Below are 20,150 nucleotides of genomic sequence, written 5' to 3' on the forward strand. Positions count from 1 at the left end.
GCTTTTTTATTTCGTAAATTAAACATTACGAATATTATAATCATTCAGAATATACCCTAAAACTCATAGAAATTCTGAGAGCAGGACTTCTGAAACGAATTTTTAAGAAAGTAAGAAAATGGCTGACCAACAAGATACGCTCAAACGACCGGTTGAAGAGAAATTTGATGATCACCTGGGCCTTCAGGACGTCGATTATGTAGAACATTATGTGAACAACGCTAAGCAGGCGGCTCACTTTTACATCACGACTTTTGGGTTTGAATTGAAAGCCTACTCCGGGTTGGAAACGGGTATCCGTGATCGGGCGTCCTATTATTTGGAACAGGGAAATATCCGGTTTGTACTTTCAGCTCCTCTCAACAGTAACTCACCCATCGCGAAATTCACGAATAAACACGGTGATGGAATCAAAGATATAGCCATGCATGTAGAGGATGTGGACCGAGCGTTTAACGAATCGGTGAAGCGTGGAGCAGAGCCAGTATTGGAGCCTCATGATTTGAAAGATGAGCACGGCACCATCCGAAAAGCAGCCATAAAAACGTACGGAGATGTCATTCACTCCTTTATTGATCGTTCAAACTATAAAGGGCTTTTTATGCCGGGATTTCAACCCAAAGAAAGCTTAGTTAAAACAGAATCGGTTGGGGTGGAGTTTGTTGATCATTGCGTAGGAAATGTAGAATTGGGTAAAATGGATGACTGGGTAGCGTTTTACAGAGACGTACTTGGCTTTACCCAATACATCAGCTTTGATGACAAAGATATTTCTACTGAATATTCTGCTTTGATGAGTCGTGTGATGGCCGGCGGACGGGGAATGATCAAATTCCCCATCAACGAGCCGGCTGATGGCAAAAAGAAATCTCAAATTGAAGAATACCTGGATTTCTTTGAAGGCCCCGGCGTGCAGCACGTGGCTTTATTAACCGGAGATATTATTGACACCGTTACCAAACTCCGAGATCGTGGTGTTGAATTCCTGAAAGTGCCTACTACTTATTATGAGGAACTGGAAGATCGGGTTGGTGAAATTGATGAGCCTACCGAAAAACTCGAAGAACTGGGCATTCTGGTTGATCGCGATGACGAAGGCTATCTGCTTCAGATTTTCACAAAACCGGTTGTAGATCGGCCAACACTGTTTTTTGAAATTATCCAGCGAAAAGGAGCCCGAGGTTTTGGAAAAGGAAACTTCAAAGCCCTCTTCGAAGCCATCGAACGCGAACAAGACGCTCGAGGAAATCTCTGATAAATTTTAAATGCCTAAATGTTGAATGTTAAATGGACATCAAGCCATTTAACATTTAAAATTCAAAATTTAACATTATGTATTACCACGCATTAGGAAAGATTCCGCATAAACGTCATACCATATTTCGCCGGCCGGATGGTGAGCTGTACACCGAGGAGTTATTCGGAGCAGAAGGGTTTCATGGGAATAGCTCGCTGCTTTATCATCATCACATGCCAACGCGGGTGCTGAAAATTGAGGAAGGGGCAGAAATATCCGTTAAGAAAGCAGATGAGAAAACACTGCGGCACCGGTTGCTGAAAACGAAAGATATTCCGGCAGGGGGAGATCCCATCACCGGACGGAAAGTGCTGATGTTTAATAATGATATTCAGATTGGAACGGCTCGGCCGACCGGAAATATGGATTACTTCTATCGCAATGGAGAGCATGATGAACTGCTCTTTATTCACGAAGGTGAAGGGCATGTTCAGTCCGTATTTGGCCGTCTCGATTTTGGCTATGGCGATTATATTTTTCTCCCAAGAGGCACAACGTATCAAATGAATTTTGAGACGGATGAAAATCGGTTTTTGTTTGCTGAATCAACCGGGCCTATCGATTTCCCTAAGAGATACCTTTCTGAAATGGGACAGTTCATGGAGAACTCTCCGTTTTGTGAACGGGATTTCAGGTTGCCTTCTGAGCAACTTTTTCATCCTGAAGAAGGTGAATTTGAAGTACGAATTAAAAAAGATGGCCGGTTCCATCACTACACTTTTGATCATCATCCTTGCGATGTGGTTGGTTGGGATGGCTACTTGTATCCGTGGATTTTCAACATCAAAGATTTTGAACCGATTACCGGCCGCATCCATCAGCCGCCTCCAGTTCACCAAACTTTCCGTGGGCATAATTATGTGGTATGCAGTTTCTGTCCACGCAAGTTTGATTATCATCCCGATTCCATTCCGGCGCCCTATAACCACTCTAACGTCGATTCAGACGAGATGATCTATTATGTGGAAGGCGACTTCATGAGCCGAAAAGGAATTGGTTATGCAGATATCACCCTGCATCCCGGAGGCATTCCCCACGGACCGCAACCCGGAAAAGCAGAAGCAAGCATCGGAGCCGAAGAAACCGACGAATATGCCGTGATGATCGATACCTTCCATCCGATGTATGTGACGGAAGAAGCCATGCGGTTAGATGATCCAAGCTACCCGTATTCCTGGCTAGAGGATAAGTAATGATAATGATATGGAACGCGGGTGACACAGATTGAAGGATAATCACAGATATATTAAAAATGGATAAAAGATCAGTGACTATCAGTATAATCAGCGTTATCTGTGTTCTAATCCGTTTTCTTTATTCAGTATTGCACCTCTTTTGATTCCTCTTCATATTCCTTCCATCCAATTCTAATCTCAAAATTTCGTCATGAGACAAGTTCTGCTAACGCTCACTATATCACTCCTCACCTTATCACTTACCGCACAGACTACCACCAACTACGAGATCTCCTTCGATAACGCTGTTCATCACGAAGCGGAAATATCTGTTACTTTTACCAATCTCGAAAACAAAGTATTGGAAGTTCGAATGAGTAGAACTTCACCCGGCAGATACGCCCTGCATGAATTTGCAAAAAATGTATACGGAGTAAAGGCGACAGATAGTGAAGGGAATGAGCTGGAAGTCACCCGACCAAATCCTCACCAATGGAATGTAAGCGGACATGATGGAACCGTGAAGTTTGAATACACCCTTTTTGCGAATCGTGGAGATGGAACCTACTCACAGGTTGATGAAACGCATGCGCACCTCAATATGCCGGCGACTTTTGCATGGGCGAGAGATTATGGTCATCGCCCGATTGAAATTACTTTTGATGTTCGGGAAGATTTAGAATGGAAGATAGCGACTCAACTCAAACCACTCAAAGGAACTACATATTACGCTCCTGATTTATACTACTTTTTAGATAGTCCGGTCGAGATTGCTGACTTTCATGAACGACAGGAGCAACTAAACGGACAAACCATAAAAATGGCCCTCCATACTCCGGCATCAGACGAAGAAGTAGATGAATATTTCGGAAAAGTAATGGCGATTGTAAAAGCTCAGGAAGCCGTATTCGGGGAGCTTCCGGATTTCGATTATGGGGAATATGTATTTCTGAATTGCTATATGCCGAATGCCAGTGGAGACGGGATGGAGCATCGGAATTCTACGATTGTCACGAACTCAAAAGATTTAGATGAGCCTCTCGCAAATACAAGTATAGGTACGATCTCTCACGAGTTTGTGCATGCGTGGAATGTAGAGCGAATCCGTCCAGCCAGCCTTGAGCCCTTTGATTTTGAAGAAGCGAATATGAGCGGTGAGCTTTGGTTTGCGGAAGGCTTTACCAGCTACTACACCGGACTTATTTTAGCCCGGGCGGGAATCAACGAAGATGAAGAATATATCGAGGGATTAGATCGCGGGTTGAATTACGTGATTAATAATCCGGCACGACAGTTTTCTAATCCTATTGAAATGAGTTATCAGGCTCCATTTGTTGATGCAGCTACTTCCGTCGATCCTCAAAACAAAGACAATACCTTTATTTCGTATTACACCTATGGAAGCGTGTTAGGTCTAGCGCTGGATCTTTCCTTACGAAGTTTAGATGACGGTAAGAATCTGGATGATTTCATGAAAATGATGTGGCAAAAGTTTGGTAAAACCGAAGTGCCTTATTCGGTTCGTGATATTCAGGCTACTCTTTCAGAATATGTGAATGATAGTTTTGCGATTCAGTTCTTCGATAATTTCATTTTTGACAGCAAAGTGCCGGACTACCAAAAGCTTCTGGCAAATGTTGGGGTGAATTTGACAAAAGCCAATCCGGGTAAGGCTTCGCTGGGAACGGATATTGAAATTGAGGAAGGAGTCGGGAGTTTGGAGTCCAATGCCATTATGGGTTCACCCATTTATGATGTGGGAATAGAGTCTGAAGACGAGATTACGGCAATTGCAGGAACTAAACTCAGCGATGTTGAAAGTGTGGATGAGATCCTTGACAACTACAAGCCGGGAGATGAAGTCACCATCACCTTTAGCCGTTGGGGAGAAGAGAAGACGGTAAACGTTACTTTGACTGAAGACCCAAGCTTAAAGACGGAGCTAAATTCAAAAGCAGATAAAAAGAAAAAAGACCGTAGATCAGCTTGGTTAAAGAACTAAAGTTTTGTGACTAAAATGATGAGTACTTGATTAGAGCATTTACATTTGCTGATGGTTTTTCACCCTGAATGCTCTTATTATAAGCATGGTTAGTGGAGAGATGTTTAGAAAGTTAAAGGACAGAAATCAAGAAAATGCATAGCAGTTTTATAAGTAAACTATTCAAAATCAGCTTCATTGTGATTGTAGTAGCTGGTTTATCGGCCTGTAAATCTACAGAGCAAGCCTCAACAGAGGAATCATCAACGAACTCAGAAACTACTTCATCAAATTCGGGTATGAGTGCCGCTGAAATGGAGGAGTTGTATTGGGCTCGTCAGGATAGCGCCAAGATGAATTTCACGGAAGCGGATGTGAAATTTATGACCGGAATGATAGCTCACCATGCCCAGGCATTAATTATGTCAAGGCTGGCTCCGGAAAATAATGCAGGCCCACAGGTGCAAACGCTTGCTTCAAGAATTATCAATGCACAAAAAGATGAAATTAAGTCCATGCAAACATGGCTGCGCGATCGTGACCAGCCGGTTCCTGAAGTTCATATTAATGGACTGAATCTAATGATTCATGGTCTCGGTGAAGATCACATGAAAATGGATCACACCAATATGGCCGGGATGTTATCTCCGGCACAGCTCAAAGAACTTAGTGAGGCTAAAGGGCAGGAATTTGATCGGCTGTTTCTCAAATATATGATTGCTCATCATAAAGGAGCGGTAACCATGGTTACCAAACTTTTTGATACCGATGGTGCTGCTTTAGACGATGCTTCATTTAAAATAGCCTCCGAAATTCAGGTAGATCAGCGAACTGAAATTGAAAGGATGCAACTCATGCTCGACCAAATTACAGCCTCTACCCAACAATAGAATATAATTAACTCTAACCCAGTACAACTACCTATGACTAGATCGAAACTATTTTTAACGCTTATGCTGTCAGTGCTTATGGGCGCTGCCGCATGTACATCCTCTTCTATGATGGATGATGATGCTTCAAGCATGATGCCGTCTATTGAACCAAAGCCCGTAACTGAGGCTTCACCGCCATCCCCTGATCCCCGTGTAGGATTGAAGGCCGGACTATTTGATGCCCAGGAAGCAACCTGGAACCTGAATATGTTATCTCAAACACCTCCTACTGATGACTTTATTGGTGTAACTAATTCTGACCTGGCTTTCCGTGACAATTATGTTTTTCAGGGAAATTATAATGGAGTGATGATTTGGGATATTTCCAACCCTCGTTCACCTTCGTTAGTTACTGATTATCTGTGTCCGGCATCGCAAAGTGATGTTTCTGTATTCGGAAACTTGATGTTTGTTTCCGGTGAAGGACTTGGCGGCCGTATTGATTGCGGTACCGAAGGTGTTGACGAAACAGTAAGTGAAGAACGCCTGCGTGGTATTCGTATTTTTGATATTACCAATATCGAGCAGCCAGAGTATGTAGCAAACGTTCAGACTTGCCGTGGATCTCATACACACTCCGTGTTGAAAGATCCTGAAGACGACGAGAATGTATATGTTTATGTTTCCGGTTCTGCTCCGGTTCGTCCAGATGAAGAGCTTCCCGGATGTTCTGCCGCTTCCCCTGATGAAGATCCGAATTCAGCTTTGTTTAGGATTGAAGTTATTAAGGTACCTCTCAATAATCCTGAAGAAGCAGCTATTGTAAGCTCACCTCGAATTTTTGAAAACCTTACTGAAGCTCCTACACACGGTATGGCTCCGGCTGACCGACAAGCTTTACAGGATGCTAAAGATGCAGGTGCTTTTACAGCTGTATATTTTGGTCGCGAACGAATCGTTCCAAGTAGATTTCTGACTCCAGTTCTTCAGAATATTGCTCAGCAAAACAGAGGCGAAGGTGCAGAGCCGAATGCTGCTGACAGTACTTTCCTAAGAGAAAATCTCCAAGCCATGATGGATCAACAGTTTGGTGGAAATGACGAAGAAGAGGAAGGTGTACAGCGAGGCCCCGATCAGTGCCATGACATCACTTTATATCCTGAAATCGGTTTAGCTGGTGGTGCATGCGAGGGATACGGACTACTGCTTGATATTTCTGACCCTGCTAACCCTGTGCGAATTGACGCAGTTGCAGATTCTAACTTCTCATACTGGCATTCAGCTACCTTCAGTAATGACGGTTCTAAAGTTCTGTTCACAGATGAGTGGGGCGGTGGCGGACAGCCAAAATGCCGTGAAACGGATCCTTACGAATGGGGAGCAAATGCTTTGTTCACTATCAATGAGGACAACAAAATGGAGTTTGAGAGCTATTATAAATTACCGGCTCCACAAACTGAACAAGAAAATTGTGTGGCTCATAATGGATCTATGATTCCAGTCCCGGGCCGTGATATTATGGTACAGTCTTGGTATCAGGGCGGAATTTCTGTCTTTGACTGGACTGACGTTTCCAACCCGATAGAGATTGCGTACCACGATCGAGGACCTGTTGATTCAACCCGTATGCAGATGGGCGGAAGCTGGTCAGTGTACTGGTACAACGGAGTTATTGTGAACTCTGAAATAGCTCGTGGAATGGACATTTTTGAGTTGTCACCAAACCCACTGCTTACCCAAAATGAAATTGATGCGGCCAAATCTGTAAAGCTTGATTACCTGAACGCACAGGGTCAGCCAAAATATACCTGGCCAACAACCTATGCGCTTGCTAAAGCTTACGTAGATCAGCTTGCCCGAGACAAAGAGCTAAGTAATGCGGAAGTAGCTTCAATGCGTGCAAGCATTTCCCAAGCAGAGAAGTCTTCAGGTTCTAAGAAATCTGAAATCCTGACCGAGCTTGCTAACAACGTAGAAAGCAAAGCAGGAAACTCAATGAACTCTACCAAGATGATGAATCTTGCAGAGACCTTGAAAGGTTTAGCTTCTATGTAGTTGTAAGTAGTTTTTAATAGTATTTCCAAACCCCATTTCAGGTTTTCTGAGATGGGGGTTTTTTGTTTTGAGAAGGACGTACACGCGAGGGGTTCTTCCGATCACATTTCAGATAATATCTGACCTGTACCTATAGCTTGAATTTCCTGAATCTTTCCTTGCTTAAGAAGTCTTAGTATGGCAAATAGTTAAAGTGTAGTCTACTAACAATCCGAAATAGCTGACTTTCCATTCAGCTCATCTTTCAGGGAAGTCTAAAAAAGTTCAACATGCAATATAAAACCCAAATACTTGCTTACTATCTATTTTTTTATAATTTGTGAGCATGTACAAGCAAGCTTGCCATATTATTTTATACTTGCTGATTGCCTTTATAGCAGGTGATTTTTCAAAACAGTCTGGAGAGAAGGCTTTACTGGAAAAAGGCTATCAGCTTGAAGCTGCGGGTGAATTTGAAGAAGCTCTGGAGCTTTGGGCCTCAGCTGTTGAAGAGTTAGAGCATCCAAGCCTTGCCATTGGCCGGGAATATATTCGTTTGACTACCGATCATAACCTTCGTGATTATTATGAGACTGCTTCTTCTATGTACACTTGGGGCCTAAGTGGAAGGGATGTTGAGCCCAACCAGGAAGCATTGGCTAAAGAAATCCAGTTGTTGGAGCCTTTACTTTCAAGCCTGGCGTTTGATAATGAGCAGGTGAATCGTTGGAAGGATATGTTAGAGAAAGGCGATTCAGATTTATACGATCAAATACGGGTCTTTTGGGAACAGCTTGACCCCACTCCGGGAACCCGCTATAACGAACGGCTGATAGAACATTGGGAACGCATAGCCTACGCCCGAGAGCATTTTGACCGTAAAGACGACCCGCCTTATGCTACTGACGACCGGGGGATTGTGTATGTGCAATATGGAGAACCGGATAAGAAAGATTCCGGGATTCTTAATATCACACGAGCAGATATTTTTACGAACTGCCCGTCGGGCTGTAATCCTGAAGCAATGGCTAATGTACTGCCTGCCATTGATCCCGCTCCCTACTACGAAGTCTGGGTGTACGAGAAGCCCAATCCTGCGATGCAATTTAACTTAGTGAAAATATTTGGCGATAAAGCTATTGGTGGGTTCAGTGAAGTTGAAAAAGTAGAAGATTTTATCCCAAATGAAGCATTTAGTCAAAATGATGGACGGTATGCCTTTAAGTCTTTAACCGGTAGAAAAACAACTCCGGGAGAGAAAGTTACTCCAGGCATGGTAATGCAATACAATTATTACTTAAAGTTATCCTCGTACGATTTTTTCTTCGCAAGTAGATTTGACCAATTAAACTTCGAATGGAATAGGGCAGATCCAGGTGACCCCAGGTTGGGAAAACATCAAGGGCCTATGCAGGAGGAACGATCTAGAACAATCACGATTAATAACCTGAAGGAAGCCCCGCCGGAACAATCTACCTATGCAAAGGCTTTTCCTTCCATCGAGCTTTCAGCCCACCACTACCGCATTCTAGATGAACAGAACCGGCCAGCTGCGTTTACCTTTTTGGAAAGTCAGCCCGGTGCGCCTTTCTTAGATGATCTAATTGCCAATCAGGATATTCTATTTCCCGGGGATTCAGTGCCGAATCAAACCGTACTCAACGAGTATAAACTCAACCATGGGGTGAAGGTAAATGGGGAAGACGGGGAACTGCTGAGTCAGTCCCGGGAGCAAGCGAATTTGGTACTAGATCTAGAAGGGAAAACCCCAAGCAGCAGTGTGTTTAAAGTTCCGTTTCTGGAAGAGAACCAAAAGCTAACCTTGTTTGCGGAGCTGCACAACGAAAACTCAGGGACCAAACCTGCCCTAGAGGATTCGCCGTTTCCGGCATCACTGCGCGGAATAGGAAAACTGGAATCAGAGCTTCCCAAACCGCTAAACTCTGACCCCGAAAAACTTCAAATGTCCGATTTAATTCTGGGCTATCAAATGAACACGGACGCCACAAATGTACTTTTTCCATTTGTAGTAGCCAATAACAAAAAGATTCCTCAGGGTGAAGAATTAGCCATTCATTTCCAGATTTACCACCTGGAAGAAGGTGACGAAGGATTGTCCAGTTTTACCATCGATTATGAAATTACTCAAGATCGCCGCATGCAGTGGCTATTGGGGAGAGACCGTGAAGTGAGTCTATCGTTCACCCAGCAAGTGAGAGGCTCCCGATACGTACAAAACCTTTCCATTCTTACAAGAGAATTGGAAACCGGTAGCTACACATTTTCTTTTAAAGTAACCGATGAAATCAGCGGAAAGAAAATCCAGAAGGAAATTGAATTGGAGATTGTAGCTTCGAATAAGCAGGATATCTCTTCACTTTAATTCTCGTCATTGCGAGGAGATTAGGAAAATAAATCAGGTTTGAAAAGTATAGCGACGAAGCAATCTCATTGAATAGGTATCCGAAGTAGTACGTAAAGATCGCCGCGTCGTAACAAATCAAGCTTTGAAAGAATTAGGGTGCTCCTCGCGATGACAGGCTTATACTACATTTTGTTAGGGTCTTTAAAACCACCGGGTATAATATCATTATAAAGGTCTTTCCACGTAGGGTTCATAGAATTAACTAAATCAATTTTCTTCTGCCTGGAACCCGATTTGATTTGTTTCTCTCTTTCAATTGCGTAAATAGGATCGCCAGGCCCTTCAAAATATATTAATTGATCTAGATTATATCGTTTGGTGAAACCTTTGACTTGCCTGTTTTTATGTTGCCAGACTCGGTTTACCAGATCACTAGTGACACCAGTATATAAAACGGTATGATTCTTATTCGTGAGAATGTAAACGTAGAGGTTTTTATCTCGTGCCATATTAAATTATAGTAAATCAGAAACGTCATTGCGAGGAGACTGGGAAAATAAATTAGGTTTGGTAAGTATAGCGACGAAGCAATCTCCTTGAATAAGTATTTGAAGTAGTGCATGAAGATCGCCGCGTCGTTATAGATCAAGCTCTGCAATAATTAGGGTGCTCCTCGCGATGACGTGTTTTATTTTATACCCCAATTTATTCGTCATTGCGAGGAGTGTGGGAAGTATAAATTAGGTTTGAAAAGTATAGCGACGAAGCAATCTCCCTGAATAGGTATCAGAGGTAGTGCGAAAAGATCGCCGCGTCGTTAAAAATCGAGCTCTGCAATAATTAGGGTGCTCCTCGCGATGACGGGCTTAAAAAACTAACAATCCGAGATAGACGACTTTCCATTCAGCTCATCTTTCAGCGACTTCCATTCGGGGAGAAATTTGGACATAAATCCGTAGAAGCGTTTGCTGTGAAGGCGTTCCAGTAGGTGCACCATTTCGTGAATCACTACATATTCTAATAGCTCAGGTCTTTTCTTGGCGAGTTCTAAATTGAGCCAAATCCTGCGGGCTCTGATATTACAGGTGCCCCAGCGGGTTTTCATCTTTTTGACTCCAAATTCAGCAACCGCTACACCCATTTGTGGTTCCCAATTTTCGATCATTTGCGGGATGACTTTTTTAAGTTCCGACCGATACCACTCCTTTAAAACAGAAGCTCGTTTGGCTTTGTCAGATCCAGGGCGAATTTGAAGGATGAGGCTATCGTCTTCAATAAGTACCTGAGAAGCTTCCTCTTTCTCGAATACAGAAAGCTCATACTCTTTTCCCCATACAAGATGTTTTTCGCCGGAGACGTATTTTAGAGCAGGTCTTTTGGGCTTTGTTTTATAGTTAGCAAGGTGCTTTCGAATCCACGGCATTTTAGCCTCGATAAAGCGGACGACTTCATTGTCAGAGATTCGTCTGGGGACTGAAATTCGAACCTGCTTTTCTGCCGGATAAACCCGCAGATTTAGATTCTTGACGTTCTTTCGAAGCACATCAACCTGTAAGCCGGCAACCTGATACTGCTTTTTACTGTAGGTTTTTTTACCGGCCATAGTGTAGAGTTTTATTCCTCATAATAAGCTTTTGCTGCCGTAAGAAGGACGTCACCATTAATGCGTTCTCTGTAATTTGGGTTGATATAATTGAACTTCACCATGCCGTCGGTATTCAGAATATAAACGGCTGGAGCTGGAAGCAGGTGATGATCATACCCTGAATCTGCTTCAAGGTCAATACCAACTGACTTATATCTGTCTACTGTTTTTTGATCCACTTTAAAAGCAATGCCAAACGCCTTGGTTGCTTCCATGGGGCTGTCGGAAAGAAGCGTATAATTGAGTTCATTTTCCATTAAGGCTGTTTTTAGCTTTTCGGGTCGGTCGGGACTTATAGCCACCAACTGATATCCAATATCATACAACTCGTCTTCAATTTTCTGCAACTCAGAAAGGTGGCGGTTGCAGTAAGGGCACCATCCACCGCGATAGAAAACCAAAATGGTTGGCTTCTGAGACACCATGTTTCGAAGGTTTACTGTTTCTCCTTCAATAGACGTGAGTGACACATCAGGGATCTGTGAACTGATTAGCAGCGGAGTCACTTGATCAGCACTTTCAGCATAATCCTGAGCTTGTAACAGCGAAAGAGGTAACAGAAATAATAAGAATAAAAGCAGGTTTGTTTTTAAAAAGTATCTCATGTGGTTAGTTAAGAAATTAGTATTTCTTTAATGACGATATGAATGGAACAATATCTTACGGAATATCCTTCATAGTAACGTAACTCAATAACAGCAAACAATTTAGACCATATGGAAATTGAAAGCATCTACAAACTAGTAACGGGGAAATTAGAAACGTGGCTTAACACCACCATCGAAATGTTGCCCAACCTTGCCGTGGCGCTCTTGGTGGTTATTGTCTTCTATGCGTTAGCCAAAGTCATAAAGAATTTTGTTGGAAAAGTTCTTTCCAAAGTGACTAAGAATAAAACCGTGACAGGACTGGCTCAAACTATAATGGCCGTTCTGGTAATAGGTATAGGTGTTTTCTTTGCGCTAAGTATATTAAATCTCTCCGGAGTAGTTACGAGTCTTCTAGCCGGTGCTGGTATTATAGGTTTGGCTTTAGGTTTTGCCTTTCAGGATATCGCCTCCAATTTCATTTCAGGTATCTTACTCTCAGTTCGCCATCCTTTCGGTATTGGTGATATCATAGATACTAACGATCACTTTGGTACTGTGATGAAGCTTAATCTTAGAAACACGGTAATCCGAACACCACAGGGTCAGATTATTTATGTGCCCAATAAGGTAGTATATGAAAATCCATTCAAGAACTATACTAAGAATGGAGAAAGAAGAATCGATTTATCGTGCGGTGTTTCTTATGGTGATGATCTTGAAAAAGCCAAAAAAATAGCTATAGAGGCTGTTGAAGGGCTTGAAAGTAGAGATACATCCAAAGATGTAGAGCTTTACTATAATGAATTTGGTGACAGCTCCATCAACTTTACACTTCGGTTCTGGATTTCATTTCAGGAACTGCCTCAATATTGGGGAGCACAAAGTGAAGCTATTATGGCGCTTAAAAAAGCTTTTGATGAGAACGATATTATGATTCCATTCCCAATCAGAACGCTCGATTTTGGAATCAGAGGAGGAGAGCAACTGAGCGCTTCCATGATTTCAAACGGAAATAAAACTCCTAAAAACGCGGATTAATAACGTTGTTGTAAACGGATCCAAAGTTAAATTCAAAGCCAATAGAGCCGCCGTAGTTATAGGAGGTGGCCTGTTGGCGGAGATTTAATAGAAGCTCTTCTTCAGTGGTTTCACCGGCAGGTAACGCAATTTGATCGTTAATCAGAGAATATCGTGCTGAGAAGAAGACAGAAAAGCCACGTACTATTCTAATATTAAACCGTGAGCCAAAGTATACTCTGTTTTTACTAAAGTCATTCATATAGTTGCCGGCATTAATATTTCCATTAATACTTCCCCAAGGCTGGGTGAAATCCATTCGTATTGAAAGCTCTTGCCGCCACAAGAATTCTTCTGTTTTTTGAAAAATCGTAGGTTCTGTGTACTGATACAGTGATCCAAGTATACCATACCTCACGGTAACTTCTCTGCGTGTAAATTCCCGATATGGGAACAAGCTGTATTCAATGGAAGGGGTTACGCCAATGCTTAAATCAATGTTGTCCTGGGTTGAGGATCTTATTCTTTGGTAAGCTCCAACGGTCCAGTGATCCGAAAGGCTGCGTGCAACAAGGCCAAAAAATCGTTGGCTTTCTGTGATGAACACGTCTTTTTCTTTATTCCCATCATCATCCGTGGAATGAAAAGTTCGACTGCGATAGTCTTGATTATAGTCTAATCTTATTTTCCACTTGTCGGTTATTCTCTGGGCTTCAAAACTACCACCAAGTGAAAAGTTTTGCTGTGATTGCTCTCCGCTAAAATTTGTGTTTGCACGAAGCTCAAAAACCCAACTGTTCCATTTATCTTCATTAGGTATTAATTCTGTATCAGTAAGAGAGCCGTTAAATATAACATCAAGGTCAGAAAGGATATTGCTTTGCCCCAAAAAGCCTATAAGACCTAATTTCACATGCTTTACGAGCTTTGTTCTTCTCTCGTCATCAGTATCCGACTCAGGGCTAATAAACTTGATGACTTGTGACTCTTCTTCATAGGAACCTTTTCCAATATAATTTAGGGTGTGTTCTCTGCCGCCACTTCCCGTGCCCTGAATAGTTACAAAAAGATGAACATCCGCATCGGACTGATCTCTTACAAAATTCACAAAGGCTATTTCAGTTTGCACATAGCTGCTACTACAGCCCCTGCAATCTAAGTAAACACTTAAAGCGTCTTTATTAGTGCTAATTTCTGTTTGAGCAAAAGAAAATACAGGCAATAAAGCTGTGAGGAGAAGAAACAGGTATATTTTTGTCAAGATCTTGAAAAAGCTTAAATTTTATTCCGACGCGAACTTAAGGAACAAAACTACAAGGCTTTGAAAAAAGATATAAACGCTCTTATAAAACTTGGTTAAAATGGAGTGATAGTTAAGCGTTCACTACTCACGAATCAGGTTCATGTTATCATCCCATTTTGCGACGATGCCTCTTTCACTGTTTTGCACGCACTCTTCCAGCGTTTTCTTGTCGTAAGACATGCCATGTTTTTTGAGAACGTTTTCAGGAACACCATCCCAGATGTTAGCCTGATTTCCTTTGTAGTCCATATCTTTAATACCCATTTCTGTAGTAAAGAAGCCGGTGGCTGTCAGGTTTCTCATCCTGTTGAAGAAGTTTACTCCATATTCCATATCCGGTTTTGCATTATCCGGATAGGCGATGTCGTCTACAAGCTCTAGTTGCTGCTTCGAAGAGGCATTGATAAAAACTTTACCAAATCTCTTTTTGGACTCATTATCTAACCACATGATTCCACCACGGGTGGGGGTTTGGAGGTACGGCATATCTTTCATAATGAATTCCATGAATTCCGGTACTCCGGCATCGGTAGCACTTCCTGAAACATCATCAGCTGGGATGATGATATCACTTAGTACGGCAACTGTTTTAAGTTCGTGTTCAGTGAAAAAGGATTCAGCATGTAGCCGATTGTCGCGCTGAACTTCAGCATCGGTTCGGCCATATCCGCCTCCGTTTTTTTCAATGAGTTTTTCACTGGTTTCAAGGTCTTTCTGGGATATTTCAGAAGGCCCGTTTAGGATAAATCCTGCTCCAAATGAACCTGAAATCAGTAGTCTAAGGTGTTCTCTTCTGTCCATAATAACTAAAGCCTCTGCTTATTTTAAGTTCTGTTTTTTGAGTTGATCTACGATGTAGTCAGACGCACGCCATGAGAGTGCAAGAATGGTCCAGGTTGGATTCTTATCGGCTTGAGAAACAAACTGCCCGGCATCTACCACAAAGAGGTTTTTACACTCATGAGCCTGCGAATGTTTGTTCAGCACAGATGTGTTTGGGTCGTCTCCCATACGGGTAGTTCCAACTTCATGGATAATACGTCCCGGTGCAGCCAATCCGTAGTTATCTTCTTCACCCGGCTTGTTACCCAGTAATGTACCTCCCATGGCGGTCAACACCTCTTCAAACGTTTCCTGCATGTGCTTAGCTTGGTTAATCTCGTGCTCTGTCCAGTTATAATTGAACCGAAGAACCGGAATCCCAAATTGATCTACCGTATTGGGGTCAATTTCACAATAATTATCATATTGCGGAATACTTTCACCCCTACCGGCGATACCTACCGTGGAACCGTAGATTTTTCGAATGTCGTTTTTCAAGCCTTTTCCATAGCCGCCGTTTGGTGAAGGGTTGCCCATTTCATCTTTTATATATTGGCGCATGTTATCCATCCCAAAACCAAATCCATAACTCGGCATGCTCATACCACCCCAAAATTCCAGATGGTATCCACGGGTGAAATCTAATTTCTCTCCATCCAGCCACCAAGGTGAGTAGATGTGAGCTCCGCCTACCCCGTCTTCGTTGTAACGATCCCGGTCAATCAAATCCGGCATAATAGCCCCACGACTCGCTCCGGTTGAATCATGGAGATATCGGCCAATTATACCACTCCCATTACCTAAACCATCGGGATGCGCGGTTGACTTTGAATTCAGCATAATGCGGGCCGTTTCACAGGCAGAGGCACCAAGTACTACCACTTTAGCTTTAATTTTATACTCCTTCATGTCCTCTTTGCTGACATAAGAAACACCGGTAGCCAATCCTTCTTTGTTGGTGGTAACTTCCCGAACCATAGCGTTGGTATAAAGGTCCACCGTACCTTGCTGCATAGCCGGTTTCATAAGTGCGGTACTGGAAGAAAAGTCTGCGTAAGCACTACAAGCTCGGTTACATTGGTTACAATAAAAACAAACACCCCGCTCGTTATTTATGGGACGGGTTAAAACCGACATACGCATAGGAATAACGGGAACGCCGGCTTTTTTAGCTCCTTTCTTGATGTACATTTCGTGAAGTCTTGGCTTGGGAGGGGGAAGGAAAAATCCATCCGGGTCATTTTCCAAGCCTTCATTAGTCCCGAAAACACCGATCAGTTTATCGACTTTATCGTAATAGGGTTTGATGTCTTCGTAGCCAATCGGCCAGTTGGCGCCCATTCCATCATGATCTTTGCGCTTGAAATCCTTAGGTCCAAACCGAAGTGAAATACGTCCCCAGTGATTGGTTCTTCCACCGAGCATTCGGGAGCGAAACCAGTCAAATTGAGTTCCGTTTTTGCGGGTGTAGGGTTCTCCATCAATATCCCAGCCTCCCCATGCTGCATCAAAATCCCCGAAAGGTCGGGTAGAGCCGGCGCCTCTCCGTGGAGATTCCCACGGCCAACGCAACTGTGTTCGGTATTCTTCTTTGGCGGGATCAAAATCACCCCCGGCTTCCATCACAGCCACAGCAAGTCCGGCATCAGCCAGGACTTTTGCAGACATCCCGCCCCCGGCACCGGAGCCTACAATTACTACGTCATATTCTTTATTGGTTTTTAGTATTTCAAAGCTCATAGTAAGTCTTGATTATGAGTTAACATTTCAGGCTGGATTTAGTTGAGGTTTTTGACCCTGATATTTCGATAGTAAACTTTGCTGTCAGGATCATGGGCTTGAAGGGCAAAGGTGCCGCTGCTGAGCTTGACGGTTCCTTCCCTGTCGTCGGGTTCGGTGAACTCCATAACCGTCTCATCATTAATTTTAAAAGTGATGTTTTTATCTATAACAATGATATGGTAAGTGAACCATTCTTCATCAGGATGAGGTGCATTATTCATAACATCATTAACAGAATAGAGGCTTCCCGTTTTACGCGGATCAGGATCATATGTAGCATTAACTTGAGCCTCATAACCCTGTTGTGGCCATCCTTCTTCCTGGTATTGAGTGTGGAAAAAGATTCCTGAATTGGCATCAGGCAGGGTATAAACCTCAGCTTTAAACTCAAAGTCATTGAAGTTGGCATCGGCTACCGGTCCTTGATAATAAAGGTGCCCACGGGTTCCATTTACGACAATCTTGCCGTCTTCAACAGAAAAGGCATCCGGATTCTCGGCTGCTTTCCAGCCCTCTAGTGTTTCTCCATCCCAGATAGAAACCCATTCATTTTCGGGAGATTGATTTTCAACAGGTTTCTCAGTTTTTGTGCAGGCAAATAAAGAGACAGAAAAAAAGGCAAGCAGGCAGGTAAGCTTGTTGAGCTTGGTATTCATGTTTAAGGCTTTAACTGGTTAAGCACGAAGGCAAATAAATTTTCTAAAAAAAGCCAATTTAATCGATCAATCAAAATGCCTTTCAGCTTTTAATGTCCTATTAAAATCTGGAAGGCACTCATAGCGAGAATGGCTAAGGTTACCCAAAGACCAACCTTCTTAGGCTCACACTTCTCCAGGGCCTCAGGGATTAAATCAGCAAAAACCATCCAGATCATAGCGCCTGCAGCAAAGCCTAAGCCGAAGGGCAGATATTCCTTAAAAACTTCCACAAAAAGAAAAGCGGGCACCGCCATTAGCGGCTGGGGAAGGCTTGAGAAAATACTCCACCAAACGGCCTTAAGAGGAGAGACTCCTTGTGGAACCATCACAAGGCTGATTGCCAAACCTTCCGGAATATTATGAACCGCGATAGCAATGGCGATGAAAACTCCGAATTCCATTGTGCTTGAGAAAGAAACCCCTACACTGACACCTTCAGCAAAAGAGTGAACCGTCATGATCCCTAAAAAAAGAAGCATTTGTTTCCGCTTACCGCTTATTAAATCCTCGACTTCGACATCAGCCCGACCTTCCATCCAAGAGTTAGCGAGTACAACCAAGACCACGCCTGCCAACATACCGCCTAGAGTCATCCATTCATCTATATTGTAGCCCTCCATGATGAGGCTATAGCTGGCTGCAAGCATTAATCCGGATGCAACTGCGTTAGAACGACCAAGCAGTGCCGGAGAAATGTCTTTGATGAAGAAAAAAGGAACTGCTCCCAAGCCGGTAGCTACAGCAGTGAGAAGAGCATATAAAAAAACCTGTATGTAGGGAGTCGAAAGTAGTTCCATAGACATTTGTTGGTTCTCAAAGATAGAGATCAACATCGTTATTCCCTAAGTAGCGGACCAAGTACCCGTAGTTTAAAAGCAGTCAAAATAAAGATAGCTTAAAAAAAGCCGATAACTGATAATCGAATGATCTAAAACGTGATCACATTAAAAGGAGTAAATAAAAACACTAGCAGCCTAAGGAGCTTTCATTGAACAACTTCTCCATACATTTTCGCAGAGTATTTATCGCAAGTTTTCTTTGCTTTCTTGTCCATGTAACCAACCCGGCTCTTCTATTTGGTCAGAATACGGCAGGTGAAAACCCTTACGAAGTGGGTGCCAGCTATACCGGAGATGTGTTCTCGAATATAGCCGGAGGGAATGATATGGGTATCCGCTATTTAGATAACATTGATGTAGATTTGAAGGTTGATTTTGGGAAGTTAACATCCGGCCTTGAGGGAACTTCGATGTATCTATATGGAATGGGAAATCAGGGAGGGAGTATTTCGGGACTAGTAGGTGATGTTCAGGGAGTCAGTAATATTGAAGCTGAAAATTCCTGGCGGATTTATGAATTTTGGGCCCAACAAAAGTTCTTGTCTGCACGGAGCTCGATTTTAGTGGGTTTGTATGATGTGAATTCCGAGTTCAATGCGTTAAATAGCAGTGCTCTGTTCTTAAACAGTTCTCATGGCATTGACCCAACGATTGCCTTAACCGGAGTGACGGGGCCCTCCATTTTCCCATATACATCATTAGGAGCCCGAATTAAAGTGAATCCTTCAAAAGGACTAATTATTCAGGGAGCCGTATTAGATGGGGTGCCTTCCGATCCGGGAAATACAAAAGGCACTAAAGTATTGCTGAGGAAAAGTGATGGTTTATTTATGATAGGCGAAGTAGGATACCATTCTTCAGGCACCAGTTTGGACATGCGAAATAGTACAACCAGGCTCAAAAATATACTCGCTCCTGGAATTGAATCTGATAACAATCTTGCTTTAGGTGGCTGGTACTACACCAGGGAAAGGGCTGAACTCGATAACCCAAACAGAACGGGAAACGAATATGGTATTTATGCTTTGGGTGAATACCAGGTTTTTTCTGATGCCCAGGAATCGCCAAAGAGCTTAAGGGTATTTACACGAGCTGGATTGGCAAATCCTGATGTTAATTTTTTGGGTCAATTTTTTGGCGCTGGTTTAGTACTTGGAGGATTGTTGCCAAATCGCCCTTATGACCAGACTGGTTTGGCTTTAGCTTATGCAGCAGCAAGTTCACCTTTTATTGATAGCCGGTTTATTGCAGGTCAACGTCCCGAAAAAGCGGAAACCAATGTGGAAGTGACCCACCAGTTTATAATAAACGATCATGTTCAACTTCAGGGAAACGTTCAGTATGTCATCAACCCAGGCTTTAATGCCACTTTAGATAATGCTTTTGTTGTTGGAACCCGTTTTGTGATTAGCCTCTAAAGCTGAGTTTGATGGTAGCGCAGGAATAGAAAACAGATGGCATGGATCTGATGGATTTTCGCAGAATGGTTCTTTCCGGTTTCGTCCGACCGCTTCAGTAAAGAATCTAAACAGGGATATGATGCTTAAGCGGTCTGACGATTGCCAAGGATAGCAAGCTTATAAAGCACGGTATCCGTCAAAAGATGGATGCAAAGTGCTCACCTTTAAGCATTCATCGGACGAACTGGAGTCGTCAGATGAAGTTCTTTTCGCTATTTATAGTGTATGTCTATAGGAATCAAACCCAGGCATAAAATATTTAAAGAGGCT

Annotated in this window: 16 protein-coding genes; 8 read left to right on the forward strand and 8 right to left on the reverse strand. The window is 42.9% G+C overall.

What is annotated here, in order from left to right:
- Positions 1–175 precede the first annotated feature (175 nt).
- The 6 genes from hppD to CL667_16580 all read left to right on the forward strand — a co-directional run bounded on the left by hppD (position 176) and on the right by CL667_16580 (position 9,742).
- On the forward strand, positions 176–1,255 hold the full coding sequence (hppD, locus tag CL667_16555) for a 4-hydroxyphenylpyruvate dioxygenase (protein MAL19310.1): 1,080 nt from the start codon (positions 176–178) through the stop codon (positions 1,253–1,255).
- Positions 1,256–1,332: 77 nt separating this feature from the next.
- A complete protein-coding gene (locus CL667_16560) occupies positions 1,333–2,490 on the forward strand; it encodes a homogentisate 1,2-dioxygenase (GenBank protein ID MAL19311.1) in 1,158 nt (385 codons plus the stop codon).
- A 193-nt stretch (positions 2,491–2,683) separates the two neighbouring features.
- The gene (locus tag CL667_16565) at positions 2,684–4,474 is read left to right on the forward strand and encodes a peptidase M61 (protein ID MAL19312.1); all 1,791 of its coding nucleotides are present in this window, start codon (positions 2,684–2,686) and stop codon (positions 4,472–4,474) included.
- Between the two features lie 134 nt (positions 4,475–4,608).
- Complete coding sequence (locus tag CL667_16570) at positions 4,609–5,343, forward strand: DUF305 domain-containing protein (GenBank protein ID MAL19313.1); 735 nt, start codon at positions 4,609–4,611, stop codon at positions 5,341–5,343.
- 78 nt (positions 5,344–5,421) lie between these two features.
- Positions 5,422–7,380: a hypothetical protein gene (locus CL667_16575; protein ID MAL19314.1), complete on the forward strand. Its 1,959-nt coding sequence runs from the start codon at positions 5,422–5,424 to the stop codon at positions 7,378–7,380.
- 325 nt (positions 7,381–7,705) lie between these two features.
- On the forward strand, positions 7,706–9,742 hold the full coding sequence (locus CL667_16580) for a hypothetical protein (protein ID MAL19315.1): 2,037 nt from the start codon (positions 7,706–7,708) through the stop codon (positions 9,740–9,742).
- A gap of 164 nt (positions 9,743–9,906) precedes the next feature.
- Here the strand turns inward: CL667_16580 and CL667_16585 are convergent, their stop codons facing one another.
- The 3 genes from CL667_16585 to CL667_16595 form a co-directional block, all read right to left on the reverse strand.
- A complete protein-coding gene (locus tag CL667_16585; GenBank protein MAL19316.1) occupies positions 9,907–10,233 on the reverse strand; it encodes an excinuclease ABC subunit C in 327 nt (108 codons plus the stop codon).
- Between the two features lie 365 nt (positions 10,234–10,598).
- Positions 10,599–11,327 (reverse strand): metal-dependent hydrolase, encoded by a 729-nt coding sequence (locus tag CL667_16590; GenBank protein ID MAL19317.1) that lies wholly within the window; start codon positions 11,325–11,327, stop codon positions 10,599–10,601.
- A gap of 11 nt (positions 11,328–11,338) precedes the next feature.
- Positions 11,339–11,974 carry an antioxidant AhpC gene (locus CL667_16595; protein MAL19318.1) on the reverse strand — a complete coding sequence of 212 codons (636 nt, stop codon included), beginning with the start codon at positions 11,972–11,974 and terminating at the stop codon, positions 11,339–11,341.
- 111 nt (positions 11,975–12,085) lie between these two features.
- On the opposite strand from CL667_16595, the gene CL667_16600 reads away from it, so the two are divergent.
- Positions 12,086–12,997, forward strand: a complete 912-nt coding sequence (locus CL667_16600; GenBank protein ID MAL19319.1) for a mechanosensitive ion channel protein MscS — start codon at positions 12,086–12,088, stop codon at positions 12,995–12,997.
- Here the strand turns inward: CL667_16600 and CL667_16605 are convergent.
- From CL667_16605 to CL667_16625, 5 genes are all read right to left on the reverse strand, one after another.
- On the reverse strand, positions 12,981–14,198 hold the full coding sequence (locus tag CL667_16605) for a hypothetical protein (protein ID MAL19320.1): 1,218 nt from the start codon (positions 14,196–14,198) through the stop codon (positions 12,981–12,983). The genes CL667_16600 and CL667_16605 overlap by 17 nt on opposite strands.
- A 162-nt stretch (positions 14,199–14,360) precedes the next feature.
- Positions 14,361–15,080, reverse strand: coding sequence for a transcriptional initiation protein Tat (locus CL667_16610; GenBank protein MAL19321.1), 720 nt, complete (start codon positions 15,078–15,080; stop codon positions 14,361–14,363).
- 18 nt (positions 15,081–15,098) lie between these two features.
- Positions 15,099–16,841: a GMC family oxidoreductase gene (locus tag CL667_16615; GenBank protein MAL19322.1), complete on the reverse strand. Its 1,743-nt coding sequence runs from the start codon at positions 16,839–16,841 to the stop codon at positions 15,099–15,101.
- Positions 16,842–16,879: 38 nt separating this feature from the next.
- Entirely contained in the window at positions 16,880–17,539 is a 660-nt protein-coding gene (locus tag CL667_16620; protein ID MAL19323.1) for a glycosyl hydrolase, read from the reverse strand.
- A gap of 89 nt (positions 17,540–17,628) precedes the next feature.
- Positions 17,629–18,378, reverse strand: a complete 750-nt coding sequence (locus CL667_16625; protein ID MAL19324.1) for a ZIP family metal transporter — start codon at positions 18,376–18,378, stop codon at positions 17,629–17,631.
- 191 nt (positions 18,379–18,569) lie between these two features.
- Here CL667_16625 and CL667_16630 point away from each other — a divergent pair, with 191 nt between their 5' ends.
- Entirely contained in the window at positions 18,570–19,838 is a 1,269-nt protein-coding gene (locus tag CL667_16630; protein ID MAL19325.1) for a hypothetical protein, read from the forward strand.
- Positions 19,839–20,150: the final 312 nt, after the last annotated feature.

Origin of the sequence: Balneola sp. (genome assembly GCA_002694685.1) — a bacterium.
In the GTDB taxonomy this organism is placed as follows: Bacteria; Bacteroidota; Rhodothermia; order Balneolales; family Balneolaceae; genus Gracilimonas.